At 72.6% G+C, this 19,901-nt stretch carries 15 protein-coding genes; 8 read left to right on the forward strand and 7 right to left on the reverse strand.

Annotated features, from left to right (window positions below; translation table 11 throughout):
* Positions 1-91: 91 nt before the first annotated feature.
* Positions 92-2,635, reverse strand: a complete 2,544-nt coding sequence (locus OG589_RS06020) for an acetate--CoA ligase family protein (RefSeq protein ID WP_405146927.1) — start codon at positions 2,633-2,635, stop codon at positions 92-94.
* 147 nt (positions 2,636-2,782) lie between these two features.
* Here OG589_RS06020 and OG589_RS06025 point away from each other — a divergent pair, with 147 nt between their 5' ends.
* From OG589_RS06025 to OG589_RS06045, 5 genes are all read left to right on the forward strand, one after another.
* Positions 2,783-3,433 carry a TetR/AcrR family transcriptional regulator gene (locus OG589_RS06025; RefSeq protein WP_405146929.1) on the forward strand — a complete coding sequence of 217 codons (651 nt, stop codon included), beginning with the start codon at positions 2,783-2,785 and terminating at the stop codon, positions 3,431-3,433.
* Between the two features lie 358 nt (positions 3,434-3,791).
* Positions 3,792-4,961: an acyl-CoA dehydrogenase family protein gene (locus OG589_RS06030; protein ID WP_405146930.1), complete on the forward strand. Its 1,170-nt coding sequence runs from the start codon at positions 3,792-3,794 to the stop codon at positions 4,959-4,961.
* A 79-nt stretch (positions 4,962-5,040) separates the two neighbouring features.
* Positions 5,041-8,163 (forward strand): BTAD domain-containing putative transcriptional regulator, encoded by a 3,123-nt coding sequence (locus OG589_RS06035; RefSeq protein WP_405146932.1) that lies wholly within the window; start codon positions 5,041-5,043, stop codon positions 8,161-8,163.
* Between the two features lie 174 nt (positions 8,164-8,337).
* Positions 8,338-9,504 carry an FAD-dependent monooxygenase gene (locus tag OG589_RS06040; protein ID WP_405146933.1) on the forward strand — a complete coding sequence of 389 codons (1,167 nt, stop codon included), beginning with the start codon at positions 8,338-8,340 and terminating at the stop codon, positions 9,502-9,504.
* Positions 9,505-9,572: 68 nt separating this feature from the next.
* On the forward strand, positions 9,573-10,670 hold the full coding sequence (locus OG589_RS06045; RefSeq protein ID WP_405151969.1) for a leucine-rich repeat domain-containing protein: 1,098 nt from the start codon (positions 9,573-9,575) through the stop codon (positions 10,668-10,670).
* A 73-nt stretch (positions 10,671-10,743) separates the two neighbouring features.
* On the opposite strand, the gene OG589_RS06050 is transcribed toward OG589_RS06045, so the two are convergent.
* The 5 genes from OG589_RS06050 to OG589_RS06070 all read right to left on the reverse strand — a co-directional run bounded on the left by OG589_RS06050 (position 10,744) and on the right by OG589_RS06070 (position 15,232).
* Positions 10,744-11,433: a class I SAM-dependent methyltransferase gene (locus OG589_RS06050; RefSeq protein ID WP_405146935.1), complete on the reverse strand. Its 690-nt coding sequence runs from the start codon at positions 11,431-11,433 to the stop codon at positions 10,744-10,746.
* Between the two features lie 170 nt (positions 11,434-11,603).
* Entirely contained in the window at positions 11,604-12,251 is a 648-nt protein-coding gene (locus OG589_RS06055; RefSeq protein ID WP_405146936.1) for a PadR family transcriptional regulator, read from the reverse strand.
* A 76-nt stretch (positions 12,252-12,327) separates the two neighbouring features.
* Positions 12,328-13,161: an ABC transporter permease gene (locus OG589_RS06060; RefSeq protein WP_405146938.1), complete on the reverse strand. Its 834-nt coding sequence runs from the start codon at positions 13,159-13,161 to the stop codon at positions 12,328-12,330.
* Positions 13,158-14,045, reverse strand: coding sequence for an ABC transporter permease (locus OG589_RS06065; protein ID WP_405146940.1), 888 nt, complete (start codon positions 14,043-14,045; stop codon positions 13,158-13,160). Before OG589_RS06065 ends, OG589_RS06060 begins: the two co-directional genes overlap by 4 nt.
* The gene (locus tag OG589_RS06070; RefSeq protein WP_405146942.1) at positions 14,042-15,232 is read right to left on the reverse strand and encodes a spermidine/putrescine ABC transporter substrate-binding protein; all 1,191 of its coding nucleotides are present in this window, start codon (positions 15,230-15,232) and stop codon (positions 14,042-14,044) included. The genes OG589_RS06065 and OG589_RS06070 overlap by 4 nt, the downstream gene beginning before the upstream one ends.
* Before the next feature lie 190 nt (positions 15,233-15,422).
* On the opposite strand from OG589_RS06070, the gene OG589_RS06075 reads away from it, so the two are divergent.
* The 3 genes from OG589_RS06075 to OG589_RS06085 are packed head-to-tail and all read left to right on the forward strand — an operon-like array spanning position 15,423 to position 19,637.
* A complete protein-coding gene (locus OG589_RS06075) occupies positions 15,423-17,087 on the forward strand; it encodes a phytoene desaturase family protein (RefSeq protein ID WP_405146944.1) in 1,665 nt (554 codons plus the stop codon).
* Positions 17,084-18,250, forward strand: a complete 1,167-nt coding sequence (locus tag OG589_RS06080) for an SRPBCC family protein (RefSeq protein ID WP_405146946.1) — start codon at positions 17,084-17,086, stop codon at positions 18,248-18,250. The genes OG589_RS06075 and OG589_RS06080 overlap by 4 nt, the downstream gene beginning before the upstream one ends.
* 1 nt (position 18,251) lies before the next feature.
* A complete protein-coding gene (locus tag OG589_RS06085; RefSeq protein WP_405146948.1) occupies positions 18,252-19,637 on the forward strand; it encodes an aspartate aminotransferase family protein in 1,386 nt (461 codons plus the stop codon).
* A gap of 3 nt (positions 19,638-19,640) precedes the next feature.
* Here the strand turns inward: OG589_RS06085 and OG589_RS06090 are convergent, their stop codons facing one another.
* Complete coding sequence (locus tag OG589_RS06090; protein ID WP_405146949.1) at positions 19,641-19,898, reverse strand: hypothetical protein; 258 nt, start codon at positions 19,896-19,898, stop codon at positions 19,641-19,643.
* Between the last annotated feature and the right edge of the window lie 3 nt (positions 19,899-19,901).

Below are 19,901 nucleotides of genomic sequence, written 5' to 3' on the forward strand. Positions count from 1 at the left end.
CCCCCGGCCGACGGATCCGCCCCGCAAGAGCCGGGCATCGTCGAGATCGGATCAGAGCCTGACCGCGGAGAGGGGCGTCGTCAGGTTCGGATCAGGGCGTCGGATCAGGCGTCGTCCGGTCTGGACCCGTCGTCCGGTCCGGATCAGGGATCAGGCGTCGTCCGGTCTGGATCAGGGCGTCCACCGCGGTCGCGCCCTCCGGGGTGGCGATCACCGGGTTCAGCTCCACCAGGGTGAGGTTCTTCGCGAGGGCCAGGTCGCCGGTACGGGACGCGAGCTCTCCGAGCGCCGCCAGGTCGACCGGGGGGCGTCCGCGCGCACCGGTCAGCAGCGACGCCCCGCGCAGCCGTCCCAGGGCCTCCACCACCCTGCGGGGAGTAGCGGGAAGGGGCAGCAGGACGACGTCGTCCAGCACCTCCACCCACGTCCCGCCCAGGGCGAGGACCAGGACCGGCACGACCCCGTCCCGCCGGACCGCGACCAGCAGCTCCACCCCCTGCGCCACCATCTCCTCGACGAGCACGGCCATGCCGGGCGCGGCCCGCTCGGCGGCGACGGCCTTGCCGGGTGGGGTCTGCTCGGTGGTGATGGTGGTGCCAGGCGCGGCCCGCTCGGGGGTGATGGTGGTGCCGGGTGCGGCTGCCGGCGAGGTCAGGAGCGTGGTGACTCCCTGCCGCACCGCCTCCGCGCCACTGACTCCGAGAAGGAGCGCTCCGAGGTCGGTCTTGTGCCGCAGGTGCCTGCCGCTGAGCTTCAGCGCGACCGCCGTGCCGAGCGTGGCGGACGCCTCGACGGCCTCCTCGGGCGTGTGAACCACGAAGCCCGCCGGGACGGGGATCCCGTGCTCCCTCAGCAGCGCCTTGGCCTCGTGCTCGGCGAGCCAGCCGGCCTCGTCTCTGCCGTCGGTACCGTCAGTGTGATCACCGCCGTCAGTGACGTCAGTACGGTCGGTGCGGAGTGTGCCGTCCGTGTCGTAGGGGTCGCGGGCGCGGGGGCTCGTCCGGGCGGCGGAGGCGATCTCGCGCAACCGGTCGCCGTCGCCGAGGGGGGTGAGGAGCGCTCCGGCGCACACGATGCCCTCGGACAGGCCGGAGATCGGGATGATCCCGTGGTCGGCCAAGCGCTCGGCCGTCTCCTCCGGCATGAGCTCCGGCAGCGTCGAGGCGACGATCACGCGGCCTTCGAGTCCTGAGGCCGCCTCGATGACGCCCGCGAGCGCTCCGTCCCACTCCACCGCCGCGTCGTCGCTCATCCGCGCAGGCCGGTCGTAGTAGACGAGCACCGGCCCGAGCGCCTCGTCGGCCGCCGCGACCGTGATGAGGCCGGCGGTACGCCGCGTGTCCCCGAAGATCACCGCCGTGTAGTCGAGCGGGTTGCCCGGGGTCGCCGTCGGGGGCAGCACGGGGAGGAGCGCGGACCGCGTAGGCGGGGACAGCGGCGGCAGGGGCACTCCGAGGCGCGCGGCCTCGTCCGCGCCGACCGCCGCGTCACCCCCCGAGCACGTCACGATCAGCACGCCCCTCCCGTCCCCCGTGTCCTGGTGGTCCGGGACGCCTCGCTGTTTCTGCATGTCGATTCCGTGGGGTGCGCCGTGCCCCTGTTGTGAGTCCTTCCGGTCGTGTGTGCCCTGGTGGTCCGGCTCGCCTGGCTGTTCCTGAATGTCGATTTCGTCCGGCGCGCCCGGCCTGTGCAGCGTGCTCTTCCCGTCCGGCGTGCCCTTCCCGTGTCGGTCGCCGTTCGGGCGGGCGGGGCGGGAGCCGTATGCGAGGGTCTTGGCTAGTTCGAGGAGCTCGTGGGGGTTGCGGGCCCAGGCGCCTCCGGCCTCCTCGACCAGCGCCCTCAGCACCCGCGCGTCCCCGGCCACCGCCCCGGTGTGCGCGGCGGCGGCGGAGGCGCCGAGCTCGCTCGTGCCGGCCTTGAGGACGGCCACGCCGATGCCGGCGTCCGCGCAGGTGGCCAGCGCACCGGCGAGGCGGGCGCCGTCGCCCTCGTCCTCCAGGTAGAGCGCGACCGACCGGACGCCGCCGGTCTCGGCGAGGGCGGCGAGGTAGCCGGCGGCGTCGACCACCGCCTGGTTGCCGCACGACACGACCGTGTGCAGCCGGAGGGCGCGGGTGCTGAGCAGGGCGTTGACGGCGACGTTCCCGCTCTGGGAGATCAGGGCGATCGGTCCGGCGCGCCGGGGCGTGTAGGCGTCGCCCCACAAAGGCGCCCGTCCCGCGACCGCGACGATCCCGTTGCCGTTCGGGCCGCACACCGGCATGTCGTACGCCGCTGCCGCCGCCGCCAGCGCGCCCTCCAGCGACCGGCCCGCGTCGCCGGGCACCTCGGCGAAGCCCGCCGCGAACACGACGGCTCCGCCGCACCCGTGCTCTCCGGCCTCGGCGACCAGCGCGGGAACGGTCGCGGCCGGGGTCGCGATGACGACGGCGTCCGGCACGACCGGCAGGTCCCTGATCCTCGGGTAGCAGCGCACGCCGTGCACCTCGCCGGCGGTCGGGTGGACCCCGAAAACGGGGCCGGGAAAGCCGGCGGCGACGAGGTTGGCCACGGCGAGGTTGCCGTACGAACCGGGGCGGGTGGAGGCCCCGACGACGGCGACGGACTCGGGGGCGAGCAGGCGCGTCAGCTTCACACCATCAGAGACTGACTGGCTGGCCAGTCAAACGTCAACCCCCTGCCGCGCCGTACGAGCGGCATGGGGGGCCGGCAGGGAACACCGGCCTGACTGAACCGCCAGTAAGCAGCGGGAAGGCCGGGGCGCTCGGGTAGGATTCAGGCCGTGCGCAGTGCTGAGGGTACAGCCGAGGGGACACGCGGGAGCCGGGCCGACCAGGCGGATCATCGCCGGGCCGAGCTGCTGGAGGCCGCGCGGCGGGTGGTGCTTGAGCGAGGCATCTCCAGCACCAGGGTCGCCGACATCGCCAAGGCGACGAACGTCAGTGGCGGGCTGATCCACTACCACTTCGCCACCAAGGACGAGCTGATCACGGCGATGCTCCGGACGACCATCGACACCGAGGTCGCCCGGCTCAAGGAGCTGGTGCGGGGCTCGGGCCCGGCCGTCGACCGTCTCGACCGGGTCCTGCGCTTCTACATCCCGCGATCGCGCACCGACCAGAGCTGGATCCTGTGGATCGACGCCTTCGCGGCCGGCCTGCGCGAGGCCGTCGTCCAGCACATCCTGCTGGAGCTGGAGACGGCGTGGATCGGCTCGGTCGAGCAGGTCATCCAGGCCGGGGTCGACTCGGGCGAGTTCACCTGCGACGACCCGCACGGCGCCGCCGAGCGCCTCGACAGCATGCTCGACGGGCTGATCATCCGCTACACACTGCACCCCTCCGTGCTGTCGCGCAAGCGGCTCCTGGAGCACGCGCGCATCGCCGCCGCCCGCGAGGTCGGCGTCGACCGCTCCGCCTTCCCCGGCTCCTAGTGAGGCGCCCGTCGGTGACGACGGAAGATCCGATGGACGCGCCGGCCGATGTGATGACGGGCCTGCGCGCACCGCCTATGAACTCGCCGTCAGGCGCTATGGCGTCCCCAGACAGGTGCCGAGCGCGGCCGCGTGTCGGCCACGATGTCGCAGGCGAAGCCGTGATCGTGCACCGTGCGTAGGTGCACCGCCACCTGAGGTGCCTGAGTTCAGGGACGCAGGCCGGCATAGATCTTGTACGGGCCCTCGTCCCTGGCGAAGCCGGCGTCGCTCGCTGGGCGCCGCCGGCTATTGACAGCGGGCGGTCCCGGTGAGTTGACTGGGTGACCAGTCAGGATAGAGCGATCCGGGTGGTGACATGACGTCGCTGGTACGGCTCACGCCGCAGCAGGCCGGGCTCCAGGAACGGGCGAGGCGGTTCGTCGACGAGGAGCTGGTCCCGCATGAGGAGGCCGCCGAGCGCGCGGGCGGCCGGCTGCCCGGGGATGTGGTGGACGGCATCGTCAAGGCCGCGATCGCCGCGCGCCTGCACGGCGGCCGGCACGCACCCGAGCACGGCGGGCAGGGGTGGTCCACGGTCGACTACGTCGTGGCGCACGAGCAGCTCGGCCGTAACACCAACGGCCTGTGGTGGTGGGTGCCCGACGCCTACAACGTGCTCGCCGCCGGCACGCCCGAGCAGGTCGACCGCTACCTCCGGCCCGCGCTGCGGGGGGAGGGATGGATCTCGTACGCCGTGACCGAGGAGCACGCCGGTTCCGACCCCTCGGGCATCCGCACGACCGCCACGCCCGACGGCGCGGGCGGCTGGCTCCTCGACGGCGAGAAGTGGTTCGTGACCAGCGGGGACGTCGCCGCCGCGCACATCGTCGTGGCGATCTGTGCGGGGTACGGGCCCACGCTGTTCATCGTCGACGCCGGCGCCGAGGGCCTTGAGTTCGTCGACGAGCCCCCGTTCACCCACACCTTCCCGCACGGGCACCCGACGCTGCGCTTGACCGGCGTGCGGGTGGGGCCCGAGGCCGTGCTCGGCGAGCCGGGCGCGGCCGAGGCGCTCCAGCAGGGCTGGTTCGTGGAGGAGCGGCTCGGCATCGCCGCGCACTGCGTGGCCGCCATGGGCCGCCTGCTGGAGGAGGCGGTCGCGTGGGCGGCGGGCCGCGAGCAGGGCGGCGCGCGGCTCATCGACCACCAGGGCGTGGCGTTCCCGCTCGCCGACTCGGCCGCCGACGCCGCCGCCGCGAGGCTGCTGGTCTACGAGGTCGCCCAGCTCGCCGACTCCGGCGCCGACCGCAAGATCGTGCACGCGAAGGCGTCCCTGGCGAAGCTGTTCTCCAGCGAGGCGGCCTACCGCTGTGCCGACCGGGCCGTGCAGACCTTCGGCGGGCGCGGCTACATGCGCACCAACGTCGCCGAGCGGTTCCTGCGCGAGCTGCGGGTCGACCGCATCTGGGAGGGCACCAGTGAGATCCAGCGCCTGATCGTGTCCCGCTCCCTGGTACGCCGGGGCGTCCGCACCGTGATCGCCTGACGTCCCCCCGCAACCGGAGGTCGCGGCTCGCGGCGCTCTCCGGCCCGGCCGGTCGGCGTGAAGGGGGACAATCGAGGTCATGCAGTTCGGCATCCTCGGGCCCCTGGACGTGCGGTCGCCTGCCGGTGAGGCGCTCTTCGTGGGCGGCCCCCGGCCGCGCGCCCTGCTCATGATGCTGCTGCTGGAGGCGGGCCGGGTGGTCGGCGTGGAGCGGCTGATCGACGGGCAGTACGGCGACGCCCCTCCAGCGGGCGCCGCCAACGCCGTGCAGGCCCAGGTGTCCCGGCTCCGCCGCAACCTGCCCGCCGGGCTGATCGAGTTCCACGGGTCCGGATACCGGCTGGCGATCGACCCCGAGGACGTCGACGCCCACCGGTTCGAGCGGCTCGCCCGCGTGGGGCGGCGGCTGCTGGTGTCGGGCCACCCCATGGCCGCCGCAGGCCCGCTGCGGGAGGCGCTCGCCCTCTGGCGGGGGCCCGCCCTGGCCGACCTGTCCTTCGGGCGGGCACAGGCCGCGCGGCTGGAGGAGCTCCGGCTGTCCGCAGCGGAAGACCTCGTCGAGGCCGAGCTGGCCCTTCCCCAGGGCACGCAGGTGGCCGAGGTCCAGCGGCTGGTGGCCGCGCATCCCCTGCGCGAACGGTTCAGAGGGCAGCTGATGCGCGCCCTGCACGCGGCGGGGCGGCGGGCCGAGGCGCTGGCGGTCTTCGCCGAGACGCGGCGCCTGCTCGCCGAGGAGCTCGGCGCCGACCCCTCGCCCGAGCTCGCCGAGATCCACCTGGCCATCCTGCGCGCCGAGACGCCCGTGCCCGTGCCGCGCAGGGGGCTTGCGGCCCAGCTCACCAGCTTCGTCGGGCGCGAGCCCGAGCTCGCGCGCATCGACGCGCTGCGCGACGCCCGGCTGATCACGATCATCGGCTCTGGCGGCACCGGCAAGACCCGGCTGGCGGTCGAGGCGGCCGCACGCGGGCGGCGCGAGGTGTGCTTCGCCGACCTCTCCCCGCTCGACTCCCCGTCCGCCGACCTCTCCTCGCTCGACTCCCCGCCCGGCGGTGGCGACCAGGTGCCCCAGGCGGTGCTCGGCGCGCTCGGGCTCCGCGAGACCGGGTTCCGGCCGCACGCCACGTCCGACCCGGTCGAACGCCTGGTGTCCGCGCTCGCCGGGCAGGAGCTGCTGCTCGTCCTCGACAACTGCGAGCACGTGATCACCGCCGCCGCCGTGCTGGCCCGCAGGCTGCTCGGCGAGTGTCCCGGGCTGGCCGTCATGGCCACCAGCCGCGAGCCCCTCGGCATCGCAGGGGAGACGCTGGTGCCCCTGTCACCGCTGGCGACCCCGCCACCGGGCTCCCTCGCGTCCGCCGCGCCCGACTACCCGGCCGTACGGCTGTTCGCCGACCGGGCGGCGGCCGTGCGGCCGGACTTCGAGGTACGGCCGGGCAACGTGGACGCGGTCACCCGCATCTGCGCCGCGCTCGACGGGCTGCCCCTCGCCATCGAGCTGGCGGCGGCGCGGCTGCGGTCGTTCACCGTCGAGGAGATCGCCACGCGGCTGGCCGAGCACGGCCGGTTCCGGCTGCTGTCACGCGGCGACCGTACGGCCGCCGCCCGGCACCAGACCCTGCGCGCGGTGGTGGAGTGGAGCTGGGACCTTCTCACGCCGGACGAGCGGGCGCTGGCCAGGCGGTTCGCGGTGTTCACCGGAGGCGCGTCCCTCGCGGCGGTCGAGGCGGTCTGCGAGGGAGAGGACGCCGCGGGGCTGCTGGCCGACCTGGTGGACAAGTCGCTGGTCGAGACGGACGGCGACCGCTACCGCATGCTGAACACCATCCAGCTGTTCTGCGCCGAACGGCTTGCCGAGGCCGGAGAGCGGGAGCGCCTGCGCGCCGCCCACGCCCGCCACTTCCTCGACCTCGCGCGGCGCGCGGACCCCCACCTGCGCCGCGCCGAGCAGCTGCGATGGCTGGCCCGGCTGTCCGCCGAGCACGACAACCTGACGGCCGCGCTCCGCTGGAGCGTGCGGAACGACGCGGAGACGGCACTGCGCCTGATCGCGGCCCTGGCGGCGTACTGGTGGCTGAGCGGGCGGCGCGGCCACGCCAGAGAGGCGGCGGCGGAGCTCCTCAAGGAGATGGCCGGCCCTCCCGAAGGCCTGGAGGAGGAGTACGTCATGTGCGTCGCGCACGCCGTGCCGCGAGCGCTGCCCGAGCACTGGGAACGGGCCGGGGCGATCATGCGGTCGCTGGACCGGCCGCTCCGGCATCCCTTCACCGCGGCCCTGTGGGGCATGGTCGCGGGGCCGCCCGGGCCGCCGGGCGCGATGGACCCCGGGGCCGACCGGCGGCTCGGGCCCGATCCGTGGAGCCGCACCCTGATACGGCTGAGCCTGGCCCTGCTGACGTTGTTCGACGGCGGCCCGGCCGAGGCCGAGCCGGAGCTCGTGGAGGTGGCGGCCCGGTTCCGTTCCCTGGGGGAGCGCTGGGGAACGGCTCAGGGGCTCGACTGGCTGGCCCTGGTCGCGAGCTGGCGCGGGGAGTGGGCGCGCGCCCGTGACCTGCGGCGGGAGGCGCTGGAGCTGCTCGAAGAGCTGGGCGCCGCCGAGGAGATCGTGGACGTGCTCGCCCGCCGGGCCGAGGCTCTCGTACGCGAGGGCGACCTGGCCGGCGCCGCTACCGACTACCGGCGGGCGGGCGAGCTGGCCCGCAGGGCCGGCCTGCCGAGCGCCCCGGCCCCCGTGCATCTGGGCCTCAGCGAGATCGCCCGGCTCGAAGGCGACCACGCCGAGGCGCGCCGGCGGCTCGACATGGCGCTTCGGGACTCCGGCACCGTCTGGTCCGAGGGGACGCGGGCCGCCGTCCTCACCGCCCTGGCCCGGCTGACCGAAGCCGAGGGGGACGCCGGAGAGGCCAGGCTCCTGTATCGCCGGGCGCTGGCGTCCGCGCGGAGGTCGCCGCTGAGGACGGACCTCGCCGACGCCGCGGAAGGTCAGGCCGGGGCCGCCCTGCTGGACGGGGCGGGGGAGGAGGCGGCGCTGCTGCTCGGCGCGGCGGTGGCACTGCGCGGGACGTCCGTGACCGGCGACCGCCACGTCGCCCGCACCGCCGCGGGCGCGCGAGAGCTCATCGGCGCCGAGGCGTTCGCGTCGTCCTTCGCCCGCGCCGCCGCGATGAGCCGGGACGACGCGCGGTCTCTGCTCGACGGCCGCTGACAGCGGACGACGGTGCTCGACGGGTGCTGACAGCGGACGTCGCCGATGTTCGGTGGGCGCTGACGGTGGGCGGCGGCGAGGTCCGACGGGTGCTGACGGTGGCGGGCGGTTTGGTGGTGTGGGTGTCAGCCGGTGGTAGGCAGGCTGTCAGCGGGCCTCGCGAGGCTTCTGGCCATGAAGAACACCACCGTCCTCATCTCCGGGGCGAGCATCGCGGGCCCCGCCCTCGCCTACTGGCTGAACCGCTACGGCTGCACCGTCACCGTCGTCGAGAAGGCGCCCGCACTGCGCGCGGGCGGCCAGGCCGTCGACTTCAAGGGCACGACCCACCGCACCGTGCTGGAGCGCATGGGAATCCTGGAGGCGGTACGGCGGCGCCAGACCGGCGGCACCGACCAGGTCATGGTGGACGCCGAAGGCAGGCGGCTGGCGGTCATGCCGGCCGACTTCGCCGGTGGCGACATCGAGATCCGCCGCGGCGACCTCGCCGCCCTGCTGTTCGAGGAGACCTCGGGGAGCACCGAGTACGTCTTCGGCGACTCCATCACCTCGCTGACCCAGACGGCGGGCGGTGTGCACGTCACCTTCCAGCGCGCCGCGCCGCGCACCTTCGACCTCGTGGTGGGCGCGGACGGCATCCACTCCAACGTGCGCAGGCTGGCCTTCGGACCCGAGTCGCGGTACGTGCGCTTCCTCGGGCACTACTACGCGCTGGCGGAGATCGACGCAGAAGCGGGCGGGGTGATGTACAACGAGCCCGGCAGGATGGCGGCGCTCGGCGGTCCCAAGGCGCCCGCCTTCTTCGTCTTCGCCTCCGAGCGGCTCGACTACGACCGCGACGACATCGACCGGCAGAAGCGCATCCTGGTGGAGGCCTACCAGGGTGCCGGGTGGAGGGTTCCCGAGCTCATCGCCAAGGTGCCGGAGGCGAGAGACTTCTACCTCGACTCCATCAGCCGCGTGGAGCTCGGCCACTACTCCGAGGGCCGGGTGGTGCTGCTCGGTGACGCCGCCTACGGCAACACTCTCGGCGGCTTCGGCACCGGGCTGGCCGTCGTGGGCGCGTACGTGCTGGCGGGGGAGCTGGCGGCGGCCGGCGGCGACCACCGGGTGGCGTTCAGGAAGTACGAGGAGGCGTTCCGCGGCTACGCCAAGGTCGCCAGGCAGGGGAGCGCGGGGCCCTTCCTCGCGCCCTCGACGTCGAGGCGCATCAGGATGCGTAATTTGCTCTTCAAGCGCAGGCTCCTGTTCCGGGCGATGATGAGGATGACGGACTGGTTCGCCACGGACATCGAGCTCAAGGACTACCCCTCGCTCATCGAGGCTTCCCGCGTGAGCTGACCGTTCGGGCGAGCGGGCGCGGGGCGGCGAGGGAGTGGTGAGGGAGTACGGTGCTGTCGGTGCGAACAATGCCGCCCGAGATGCTGGTCCGTGAAGACGGTGTGGTGGTGGAGCTGCGGGCCCCCGGGCTCGGGCTGGACGCCCTGCCCGAGGGCGTCGGCGAACTGCCGGAGCTGCGCCGCCTCGACCTGGCCTGGAACCGGCTCACCGAGATCCCGCCCTCGATCGGCGGCCTCACGCGCCTGGCCGAGCTGCGGCTCGACGCCAACCGGCTCACCGGACTCCCCGAGGAGATCGGCCGGCTCGGCGCGCTCCGCGAGCTGCACCTGGACGGCAACGCGCTGGAGGCGTTCCCCCGGGCGGTGCTGGAGGTGGCGGGACTGTCCGGCCTCTTCCTGTACGGCAACCGCCTGGCCGAGCTGCCCGCCGACCTGGACAGGTTGGCGGGCCTGCGGCACCTGGCGCTCGGCGGCAACGCGCTGACCTCGGTGCCCGGCGCGCTCTGGCGGCTGACCGGTCTCCACTCGCTGAACCTCGCCGAGAACGCGATCGGCGAGATCCCGGAGGACATCGGCCGCCTGCGGGAGCTGCGCATGCTCGACCTTGGTCACAACTCCCTGACCTCGGTGCCCGGCGCGCTCGGCGACCTGCCCAACCTCACCGGCCAGCTGTACCTGAGCGACAACGGCCTCACCTCGGTGCCGTCCTCGCTCGGAAGGCTCGACCGGCTGGCGTACCTGAACCTCACCGACAACCGGCTGGACGAGCTGCCGGAGAGCCTGGGCGGCCTGGCCGCGCTCACCGAGCTCAGGCTCTACAACAACCACCTGACCGGCGTGCCCGCGACCTTCGGGCGGTTGTCCGCCCTGCGTGAGCTGCACCTGCGCGGCAACCGGATCTCCGAGCTGCCCGCCGCGCTGGGCGACCTCGGGGAGCTCCGGCTCCTCGACCTCAGGGACAACCGGCTCACCCGGCTGCCGGACTCGCTCGGGAACCTCGCCGCGCTCACGCACCTGGACCTCAGGAACAACCGCCTCCGCGAGCTGCCCCCGTCCCTCGCCGCCCTGCCCCGCCTGGAGAAGCTCGACCTGCGCTGGAACAAGCTGTACGACGACCCCGCGATCCTGGACACCCTGCGGCACCGGGGCTGCACGGTGCTGCTGTGACAGGACCGGTGCTCACCGGGGGCGATGGGGCGCTTCGGCCCCACCGCCCCGGCGTTCCGCGGTGAGCGGGGTGTCAGGCCGCGGCCTGCTTGGTCAGCCGCACCTCAAGGCCGATCCCCTCCGTCGTGATCTCGCACGCGCGGAAGGCGCTCTCGGCGGCGAGGCGGCGGAACTCGCCCGGTGAGTAGGCGCGGCGCCGGAGCGCCGTCAGCGGCACCTTCGTCAGGAAGGAGTTCAACCGGCTGAGGCCCATCCCCTTCACCGCGTGGTCGATGTCGGCCCGAGTGATCTCGCGGTTCATGTCGTGGATCACCGCCGTCCCGCCGCCGCGCAGGACCCGGTGCATCTCGTCCAGGGCGCCGAGCGGCCGGCCGAAGTTCTTGAAGGCGGCCTGGCACACGATCAGGTCGAACGAGCCGGCGTCGAACGGCAGGCGGGATGCCTCGCCGAGCCGGAAGTCGACGTCGACGCCCGCCTGGCGGGCGTTCTCGCCGGCGATCTCCACGAACGTGCGGCTGACGTCCAGCCCGGTCACCTGGAATCGCCCGGGCCGCGCCATCTCGATGGCGTGGTACCCGGGGCCCGGCGCCACTTCGAGTATGCGGGCCCCGCTCGGCAGATCGGCGGTGAGCCGCGCCGCCGAGTCACGGACCTCCGCCATCTGGGGGGCCGAGCCCCGCTGCCTGGCGTACCACCGGGCCATCCGTCCTTCCATCATCGGCGCCTGCGACCGCCCGCGCCGAACGTCCTTGGTGTCCTTCATGGTTCCTCCGGTTCCGGATCTTGAGGGTCCGAACCGGCCCGTGGAGAGGTAGGAGCCCGGCTATTCTTGCGGTTGCCACCTCGTGGCCGGGTTCCGTTCCGCGGGCGTCGGTTCGAGGTCGACCCCGGCGGCGGTGTTCCCGCACCCCCGCCGGGGTCGTTTCACAGGTTTCAGTCCTTCGTGCCGCCCCTTTCGGCGAGCTCCGCTATATCCGGCGGTATCACGCCCGTCCGGTGCCAGTCGCGCCACTGCGCGAGACCCGGGAACGAGCCCGTCGTCAGCTCGTCGAGCAGCGAGCGGACCCAGGTCGCCTCCGCCTCGCGGACCGCCAGGTCGTACTCCACCTCGACGAGGAACAGCCTTGGGACTTCCCGCGCGTATTGAGCCAGTGACTCCCGCTGCGCGGCGATCTCCGCCTCCAGCAGGCCGAGCCGCCGCTGGAGCAGGCTCGTCACCTCGTCGGGCGGAAGGACTCCCCACACCGACAGGCCGGCCTCGAACCTCGGGTGCTCGCGTTCGGGGGTGGAGAGCAACTCGCGCACCCAGTCGGCGAGCTCCTCGCGACCGGCGTCGGTGATGCGGTAGACCGTGCGCTCTGGACGGCCACCCTGCCGCGTGCTCTCCGCGGCTTCGAGCAGGCCGTGCTTCTCCAGGTTGCGCACGACGGTGTACAGCGAGCCCCACTTGATGTCCATGTCGTGCTCCTTGCCGCGCTCGCGGAGCACCGAGGCCATCTCGTAGGGGTGCATCGGCCGCAGGATGACCGCCGAAAGCACGGCTAGCGCCAGCAGGTTCGCGACCCTGCGCCGTTTCGCCACCGGCACTCCCTCGCAGACGATTACTCGTCTACGAGTATACGGGCGCGAGTATCACCGGACAAGCACCTTGAAGCCATCAGAAGGAGGCCATCTCCTTCAGGGCGTCGGAGGAGCCGCGGCGGCGCAGGACGAGCCAGGCCAGGACCAGGGCGAGGGCCGAGCCGGCGAGCAGCAGGGTCGCGAGCGCGTTCAGCGCCGGGGAGGGGGCGTTGCGGACCGCGCTGTACAGCTTGATGGGGACCGTCACGGACGATGCGTCGGGGGAGAGGAACGAGGAGATCACGAAGTCGTCCATCGAGGACGCGAACACGATCATGGCGCTCGCGAACACGGCCGGGACGAGCAGTGGGAGCACGATCAGGCGCAGGGCCGTCAGCCGGCTCGCACCGAGATCGCGGGCGGCCGTCTCGTACTCCTCGCCGATGGACGCGAGCCGCGAGCGCACGATGACCACGACGTACGAGATCGAGAACGTCACGTGGCCGAGCAACTGGGCCGGCCTGCCGAGCGGGATGAACAGGTACAGGTTCGTGAAGACCAGGTAGAGGGCGCTGCCCATGACGATCTCGGGCGTGGCGAGCGGCAGCAGCATGAGGCCGTTCGACGCCCTGGCGGCGCGGCCCCGCCACCGCGCCAGCCCGAGCGCCAGCGCGACGCCGAGCGGCGTGGCCACGAGCGTCGTCAGGCCCGCGAGCACCAGGCTGTTGACCAGCGCGAGCCGCAGGCTCGGGTCGGCGGCCACCGAGCCAGGGTCCCCGGCGTACCAGCGCAGGGAGAACCCCTGCCACGAGCTGCGCGACTTGCCGGCGTTGAACGAGAACTGGATGGCGACCAGCACGGGGACCAGCGACCACAGGACGTACAGCCAGGTCAGCGTGGCGAGCACGATCGGACGGCGGCGCACGGTCATGCGAGCTCCTCCTCCGCCCGGCGCGACGCGACGAGGTAGTAGGCCATGAGCGCCATGAGCAGCGCGGACAGCAGGAGCACCAGCGAGGCTCCGAGCTCCTTGCGGCTGCCGCCGAGCAGGTAGAACTCGATCTGGTTGCCCACCATCGTGGTCGTCGGCGAGCCGGAGACCAGTGTGTTGGTGTAGTAGTCGCCGAACATCGGCAGGGCGGTCACCGCCGAGGCCGTCATCAGGCCGTGGCGCGACAGCGGCAGCGTGACGTGCCAGAACGCGCGCCGGCCCGAGCATCCGAGGTCGCGCGCGGCCTCCAGCAGGCGCTCGTCGACGCGGTCGAGCGTCGAGAACAGCGGCACGATGAAGAACGGGATGTACCCGTAGACCAGCGCGAGCACCACCGTGTACGGGTTGCCGGACAGCCATCGCACCGGTTCGCTGACCAGGTGTGTCACCAGCAGCAGGTCGTTGACGTACCCGTCGTCCTGTAACAGGTTCAGCCAGGCCAGCATGCGGGTGATGTAGTTGATCCACCACGGCGCGAGCACCAGCGCGAGCAGCAGGCCGCGCCGCCTGCCCGCGTGCCTGGCCAGGTAGTACGCCACCGGGTAGCCGATCAGCACGCACAGGGCCAGCGCCGTGCCGACGTACAGCAGCGTGCGCAGGAACACCGGCTGAAGGTCGCCGCTCAGGCTCCGCTGGAGGATCTCGCCGAACGCGGTGAGGTCCCAGTAGCGCGGGTCCCACTCGGGGACGGGCGCGTTGAAGACCGGGTCGGTGTATCCGAAGGCCACGGCCGCGACCGCGTAGAACGGCACCGCGAACAGGGCGAGGATCCACAGGGTGCCCGGCGCGGCCAGCGCGGGCCAGAGCCGGGAGCCACGGCTCATCGGCCGGCCTTGAAGGCGGCCCAGGCGTCGTTCCACAGCGCTTCGGCACTCGGGCTGATCTGGAGGAGCTGGAGGCTGTGCGCGTAGACCTCGGGGGTGACGATCGCCGGCTTCAGCCGCTCGGTGACGAAGCCGTCCGCGACCATCTTCTCCGGCGAGATCGCGGAGATCGCGGGCTGGTAGCCGGTGAAGGAGAAGTTGTCCCGCGCCACGGCCGGGTCGAGCAGGTGGTCGATGAACATGTGCGCGAGCACGGGCTTGGACGCGGTGCGCGGGATCGCGAGCGTGTCGGTGCCGACGACGCCGGTGGCGCCGGAGGGGAACCAGTAGCCGAGGGATTCGGCGTCCAGGCCCTTCGGCAGGTAGGACTGGGCGTTCACCATGTCACCGGACCAGCAGTGATGGACCGTCGCCTGGCCCTCGGGGACGAGCTGGTACGCGCTGATGCCGATCTTGATGTTCATCGCGCCGATCAGTTCGGCGAGCCAGGCGCCCGCCTGCTTTATCTTGGCCGGGTCCTCGGTGTTGACGTCGGTGACGCCGTTGCGGAGCATCGCCATCGCCAGCCCCTCGCGCGCGTCGTCGAGGACGTACGCCTTGCCCTTGTACGCGGGGTCCCACAGCAGGTCGTACCCGTTGTCGGGGACCGAGGCGACCCGGTCGGCGCGGTAGCCGACCCCCGTGGTGTAGGCGTTGTACGCCACGGTGTAGCGCGAGCCCTGGTCGTAGAACGGGTCCTGGAGCTGCGGCCAGACGTTGGCGAGGTTCGGCAGATAGTCGTGGTTGAGCGGCTGGAGCAGCTTCCCCACGGTGATCTTGGAGGTCACGTCGGGCGTGGGGAAGCAGACGTCGAAGGACTCCCCGGCCGTCCGCAGCTTGGCGACCATCTCGTCCATCGTCGTGAACGTCGTGACCTCGACCTCGACGCCGTGCTCCTTGCCGAACCTCTTGCACACGTCCGGGGAGATGTACTCGGCGTAGTTGAGGAGTTTCAGCCTGCCGCCGCTCTCGGGGGAGCGCCCGCTCGCCACCGCGGGGAGGTCGGCGTGCAGGGGCAGCCGCGCGGGCGCGCTCGGGCGGCTGAGGGGCACGGAGGCGGCGGCGGAGGGTCGTCTCGACCGGTCGGCGCCGCACGCCGCGGTGAGGCCCAGCAGGCCACCGGCCAGCAGGAATCGGCGGCGATCCAAGGGCTCACGAGGATGGGGGGGCATGCGCGGCTCTTTTCTTACGTCAGGTCACCTCTTGCCAGACTGACTGGTTAACCAGTTAGTCTGGTGAGGAGGGTCTGCGGCCACAAGGCTCTCAGGCCAAGTTTTCCGGGTCGTTACGGGCGAACGGAAGGCGTCCGCCAGGACGCGGCAGGAAAGGTTCCGGCGAGTGGACCGGCACGGAGTTTCGCGAGGCGCCGCGAGCGGCGACCCGAAGAGCGTCACGAAGACAGATCCGCACACGACCTACGACGCCATCATCGTCGGCGGCGGCCACAACGGCCTCGTCTCCGCCGCATACCTCGCCCGCGCGGGCCTGAGGCCGCTCGTGGTCGAGGCCCGCGCCACCACGGGCGGCGCGGCCACCACCGAGACCCCGTGGGGGCCGGAGTTCAAGGTCACCGCGCTGTCCTACGTCATGAGCCTCATGCCGCCCACCATCGTCAACGGGCTCCGGCTCGCGGAGCACGGCTACCGCGTGGTCCCGATGGGCCCCGACTTCATGCCGTTCCCGGACGGCCGGTCGCTGCTGCTGACCGGCGACGAGGCCCACGACCGCGCGCAGCTCTCGGCGTTCTCCCGCAGGGACGCCGAGAACATGCCCCGGTACGAGGCCTGGCTGAAGGGCATCGGCGACGTGCTCGCCCCGATGCTGCTCAAGACGCCCCCGAAGGTCGGCTCGACGCGGCCCCGCGACCTGATCGGCCAGCTCCGGCTGGCCTGGGGCATGCGGGGGCTCTCCACCCGGGGCACGGCCGACGCCGTGCGGCTCTTCACGATGTCGGTGGCGGACCTGCTCGACGAGTGGTTCGAGTCCCCCGAGGTCAAGGGCACCATGGCGATCAACGGCGTCATCGGCACCTGGGCGGGCCCCGCCGAGCCCGGCACGGCGTACGTGATGATGCACCACACCATCGGAGACGTCGGCGACGGCAAGATGGGGAGCTGGGGCTACCCGATCGGCGGCATGGGCGCGGTCTCCGCGGCGATCCGCGCCTCGGCCGAGTCGTTCGGCGCGCACGTGCTCACCGGGGCGGCGGTCGAGCGCATCATCGTCACCGGCGGCCGGGCGCGCGGGGTGGCGCTGAGGGACGGCCGGGAGTTCACGGCTCCCATCGTGGTCGCCGCGACGCATCCCAAGATCACGTTCCTCGACCAGATCGAGCGCTCGGAGCTGCCGCCGGACTTCGCCCGTGACATCGAGCGGTGGCGCTCGCGCAGCGGCGTCGTCAAGATCAACGTGGCGCTCTCCGCGCTCCCGAGGTTCACCTCGAATCCCGATTTATCACCACAGCAGCTCAGCGGGTCCGTCGAGCTGTGCCACTCCCTTGAGTACATCGAGCGGGCCTTCCAGGACGCCCGCGAGGGACGGCCCGCGGCGGCCCCCTTCTCCGACAGCGTGATCCCCTCGACGCTGGACCCCACCCTGTGCCCCGAGGGCACGCACATCATGTCGATGTTCACCCAGTGGGTGCCGCACACCTGGTCCGCGGAGCCGCACACCGAGGAGCTCGACGCCTACGCCGACCGGGTGGTCGACCTGTACGACCAGCTCGCCCCGGGGTTCAAGGCCTCGGTCATCCACCGCCAGGTCATCGGCCCGCACCAGATGGAGCGGGAGTACGGGCTGGTCGGCGGCAACATCTTCCACGGCGAGCTCTCGCCCGACCAGCTCTTCCACCTGCGCCCTGCCCCCGGCTACGCCGACTTCACCACGCCGATCAAAGGCCTCTACCAGTGCTCGTCCGCCACCCACGGCGGCGGCGGGGTCACCGGCATCGCCGGGTACCTGTGCTCCAAGCGAATCCTGCGCGACCGGAGGTGGCGTCGATGACCGGCCTTTCCCCTGCGACCGGCGCCACCGCGCCGCTGGACCTCGACCAGGTGCGGGCCTGCCTGGCGCCGCCCGGCATGATGCTGCCCGCGGCGGCCTACCTCAGCGACGACGTGCTCGCCTTCGAGCGCCGGGTGGTCTTCGCCGGGGGATGGGTGTGCGCCGGGCGCGCCGCCGGCCTCGGCCCGCGCACCCGTACGGCCGTCGCCGTGGGCGACGACAGCGTGCTGCTGGTGCGCGACGAGGAGGGAACGCTCCGCGGCTTCTACAACGTGTGCCGCCACCGGGGCCACGAGCTGCTGCCCTGCGGCTCCCGCGCGACCGGCCGGTTCATCGCCTGCCCGTACCACAACTGGGTGTACGACCTGACGGGGCGCCTCGACCGCGTGCCCCGCGAGCACGGCGACGGCTACGCGCTCGACCGGCTCGGCCTCATCCCCGCGCGCGTCGAGGAATGGCACGGCTTCGTCTTCGTCAACGCCTCGGGCGACGCGCCCCCGCTCGGGGCGTACCTCGCCGGGCTGGAGGAGGTCGTCGCCCCGTACGAGATGGAACGGCTGACGGTCGCCGCCTCGCACGAGTACGACCTCGCGGCCAACTGGAAGCTCGCGGTGGAGAACTACCACGAGTGCTACCACTGCCCGGCGATCCACCCGGAGCTGTGCCGGGTCTCCCCGCCGGACAGCGGCGACAACTACGCGCCGGAGGGCCTGTGGGCGGGCGGCAGCATGACCCTGGTCGACGGCGCCGAGACGATGTCGATGACGGGCGCCTCGGGCGGCGCCTTCCTGCCCGGCGTCACAGGACCGCTCCGCCGCAAGGTGGAGTACCTGCACCTGTTCCCGAACCTGCTGCTCAGCCTGCACCCCGACTACGTGATGACGCACGTGCTCGACCCCGTCGGCGCCGGCCGCACGAAGGTCACCTGCCAGTGGCTGTTCCCCCCGGAGGCCGGGGGCGCCGACCCGTCGTACGCCGTGGACTTCTGGGACCTGACCAACCGTCAGGACTGGGGCGCGTGCGAGGGCGTGCAGCGGGGGGTGGCCTCGCGCGGTTACGTGCCGGGGCCGTTCGCGCCGGAGGAGGAGGTCACCCACCAGTGGATCACCTCTGTCGCGACCGCCTATCTGACGGGCCGGCTCTCGCCGGCCGAAAGGAAATGAAATGCCAGTCGCAAGCGAGTCGTTGGTCGAGCGGGATCTCGTCCTGCTCGACAGTCTGATCGCCAAGGAGGAGTCGGTCTTCCTCGAACGCACGGCGGAGTCCCAGCGCGTCAGGAGGGAGTGCGCCGACGTGCTTCCCGGAGGCGTGGCCTCCAACTGGCAGGACGCGCCGCCCGGCGCGGTGTGGATCTCCCACGGCGACGGCTCCCGGGTCGTGGACGTGGACGGCACCTCCTACGTCGACCTGCACGGGGGCTTCGGGGTCGGGCTCGTCGGCCACGCCCACCCCGCGATCGTCGAGGCCGTCTCCGACCGGGTGCGCAGGGGCACGCACTTCGCCCAGCCCACCGAGGACGCCGTCGTGGTGGCCCGCGAGCTGGCCCGCAGGTTCGGGCTGCCGCTGTGGCGCTTCGGGAACTCCGGCACCGAGGCGACGATGGACGCCGTGCACCTGATGCGGGCCGCCACCGGCCGCATGAAGATCATCAAGGTGGAGGGCACCTACCACGGGCACCACGACAGCGTGCAGGTGTCGGTGTACCCGGACCCGGAGCAGGCCGGTCCCGCCGGCCGTCCCTACTCCGTGCCGGTGGGCCGGGCCGTCCCTCCCGCCCTCACGCAGCTCACGCTGGTGGCGCCGTTCGGCGACCTCGCCGCGGTCGAGCGCCTGCTGGTGGAGAACCCCGGCGAGATCGCCGGCATGATCATCGAGCCCATCATGATGAACATCGGGCTCATCCCGCCGCCCGACGGCTACCTGGCCGGGCTCAGGCACCTGCTGCACCGGCACGGCGCCTACCTGGCGTTCGACGAGGTGAAGACCGGCCTCGCCGTCTCGGCGGGCGGCGCGACGCAGTGGTCCGGCGTGGTGCCCGACCTGATCTGCCTGGCCAAGGCGCTCGGCGGCGGGGTGCCGTGCGGGGCGATCGGCGGGGTCCCCGAGCTGATGAACATGATCGCGGACGGCACGTACGAGCAGGTCGGCACCTTCAACGGCAACCCGCTGACGATGGCCGCCGCCCGCGCCGTGCTGCTCGGCATCCTGACCGACGACGCGTACCGGCACTTCGACAGGCTCAGGCGCGTCATGACCGAGGGCGCCGAGGACGTGCTGCGCCGTCACGGCCTGCCCGGCTACGTCCGGTCGTACGGGGCCAAGGGGGCGGTCGTCTTCCACGACCGGCCGCTGCTCGACTACCGGGACTTCGCGGAGTACCCCGACCAGTGGGGCAACGCGCACTGGCTCTTCCAGCACAACGGCGGGGTGTTCCTGCCTCCGTGGGGCAAGTGCGAGCAGTGGACGGTGTCCGTCCAGCACTCCGAGGCCGACGTGCGGCGGTTCGTCGGGAACCTCGAACGGATGGCGGCGAGCCTGCGGCCCCGCTGACGGTCAGGCGGGCAGCGCGGCGAGGAGGTACGCGAGACGGGCGGCGGCGTCGTCGATGCCGTCGACGGTGCCGAGCCGGTAGCCCCACGAGGTGAGGAAGGCGCCCTCAGGAGTGCAGGTGACGACCTCCTTCAGCGTGTCGCTGAAGCGGTTGCGGACGCGGACCGCGCCGGGGGCGCCGCCGAGGACCTGCACGGAGAGGTCGATGTGCCGGCGGGTCGCCAAGGCGAACTGCTCGAGACAGGACATGGTGTCCAGCATGTG

This window comes from Sphaerisporangium sp. NBC_01403 (assembly GCF_045040145.1).
GTDB classification, from domain to species: domain Bacteria; phylum Actinomycetota; class Actinomycetes; order Streptosporangiales; family Streptosporangiaceae; genus Sphaerisporangium; species Sphaerisporangium viridialbum.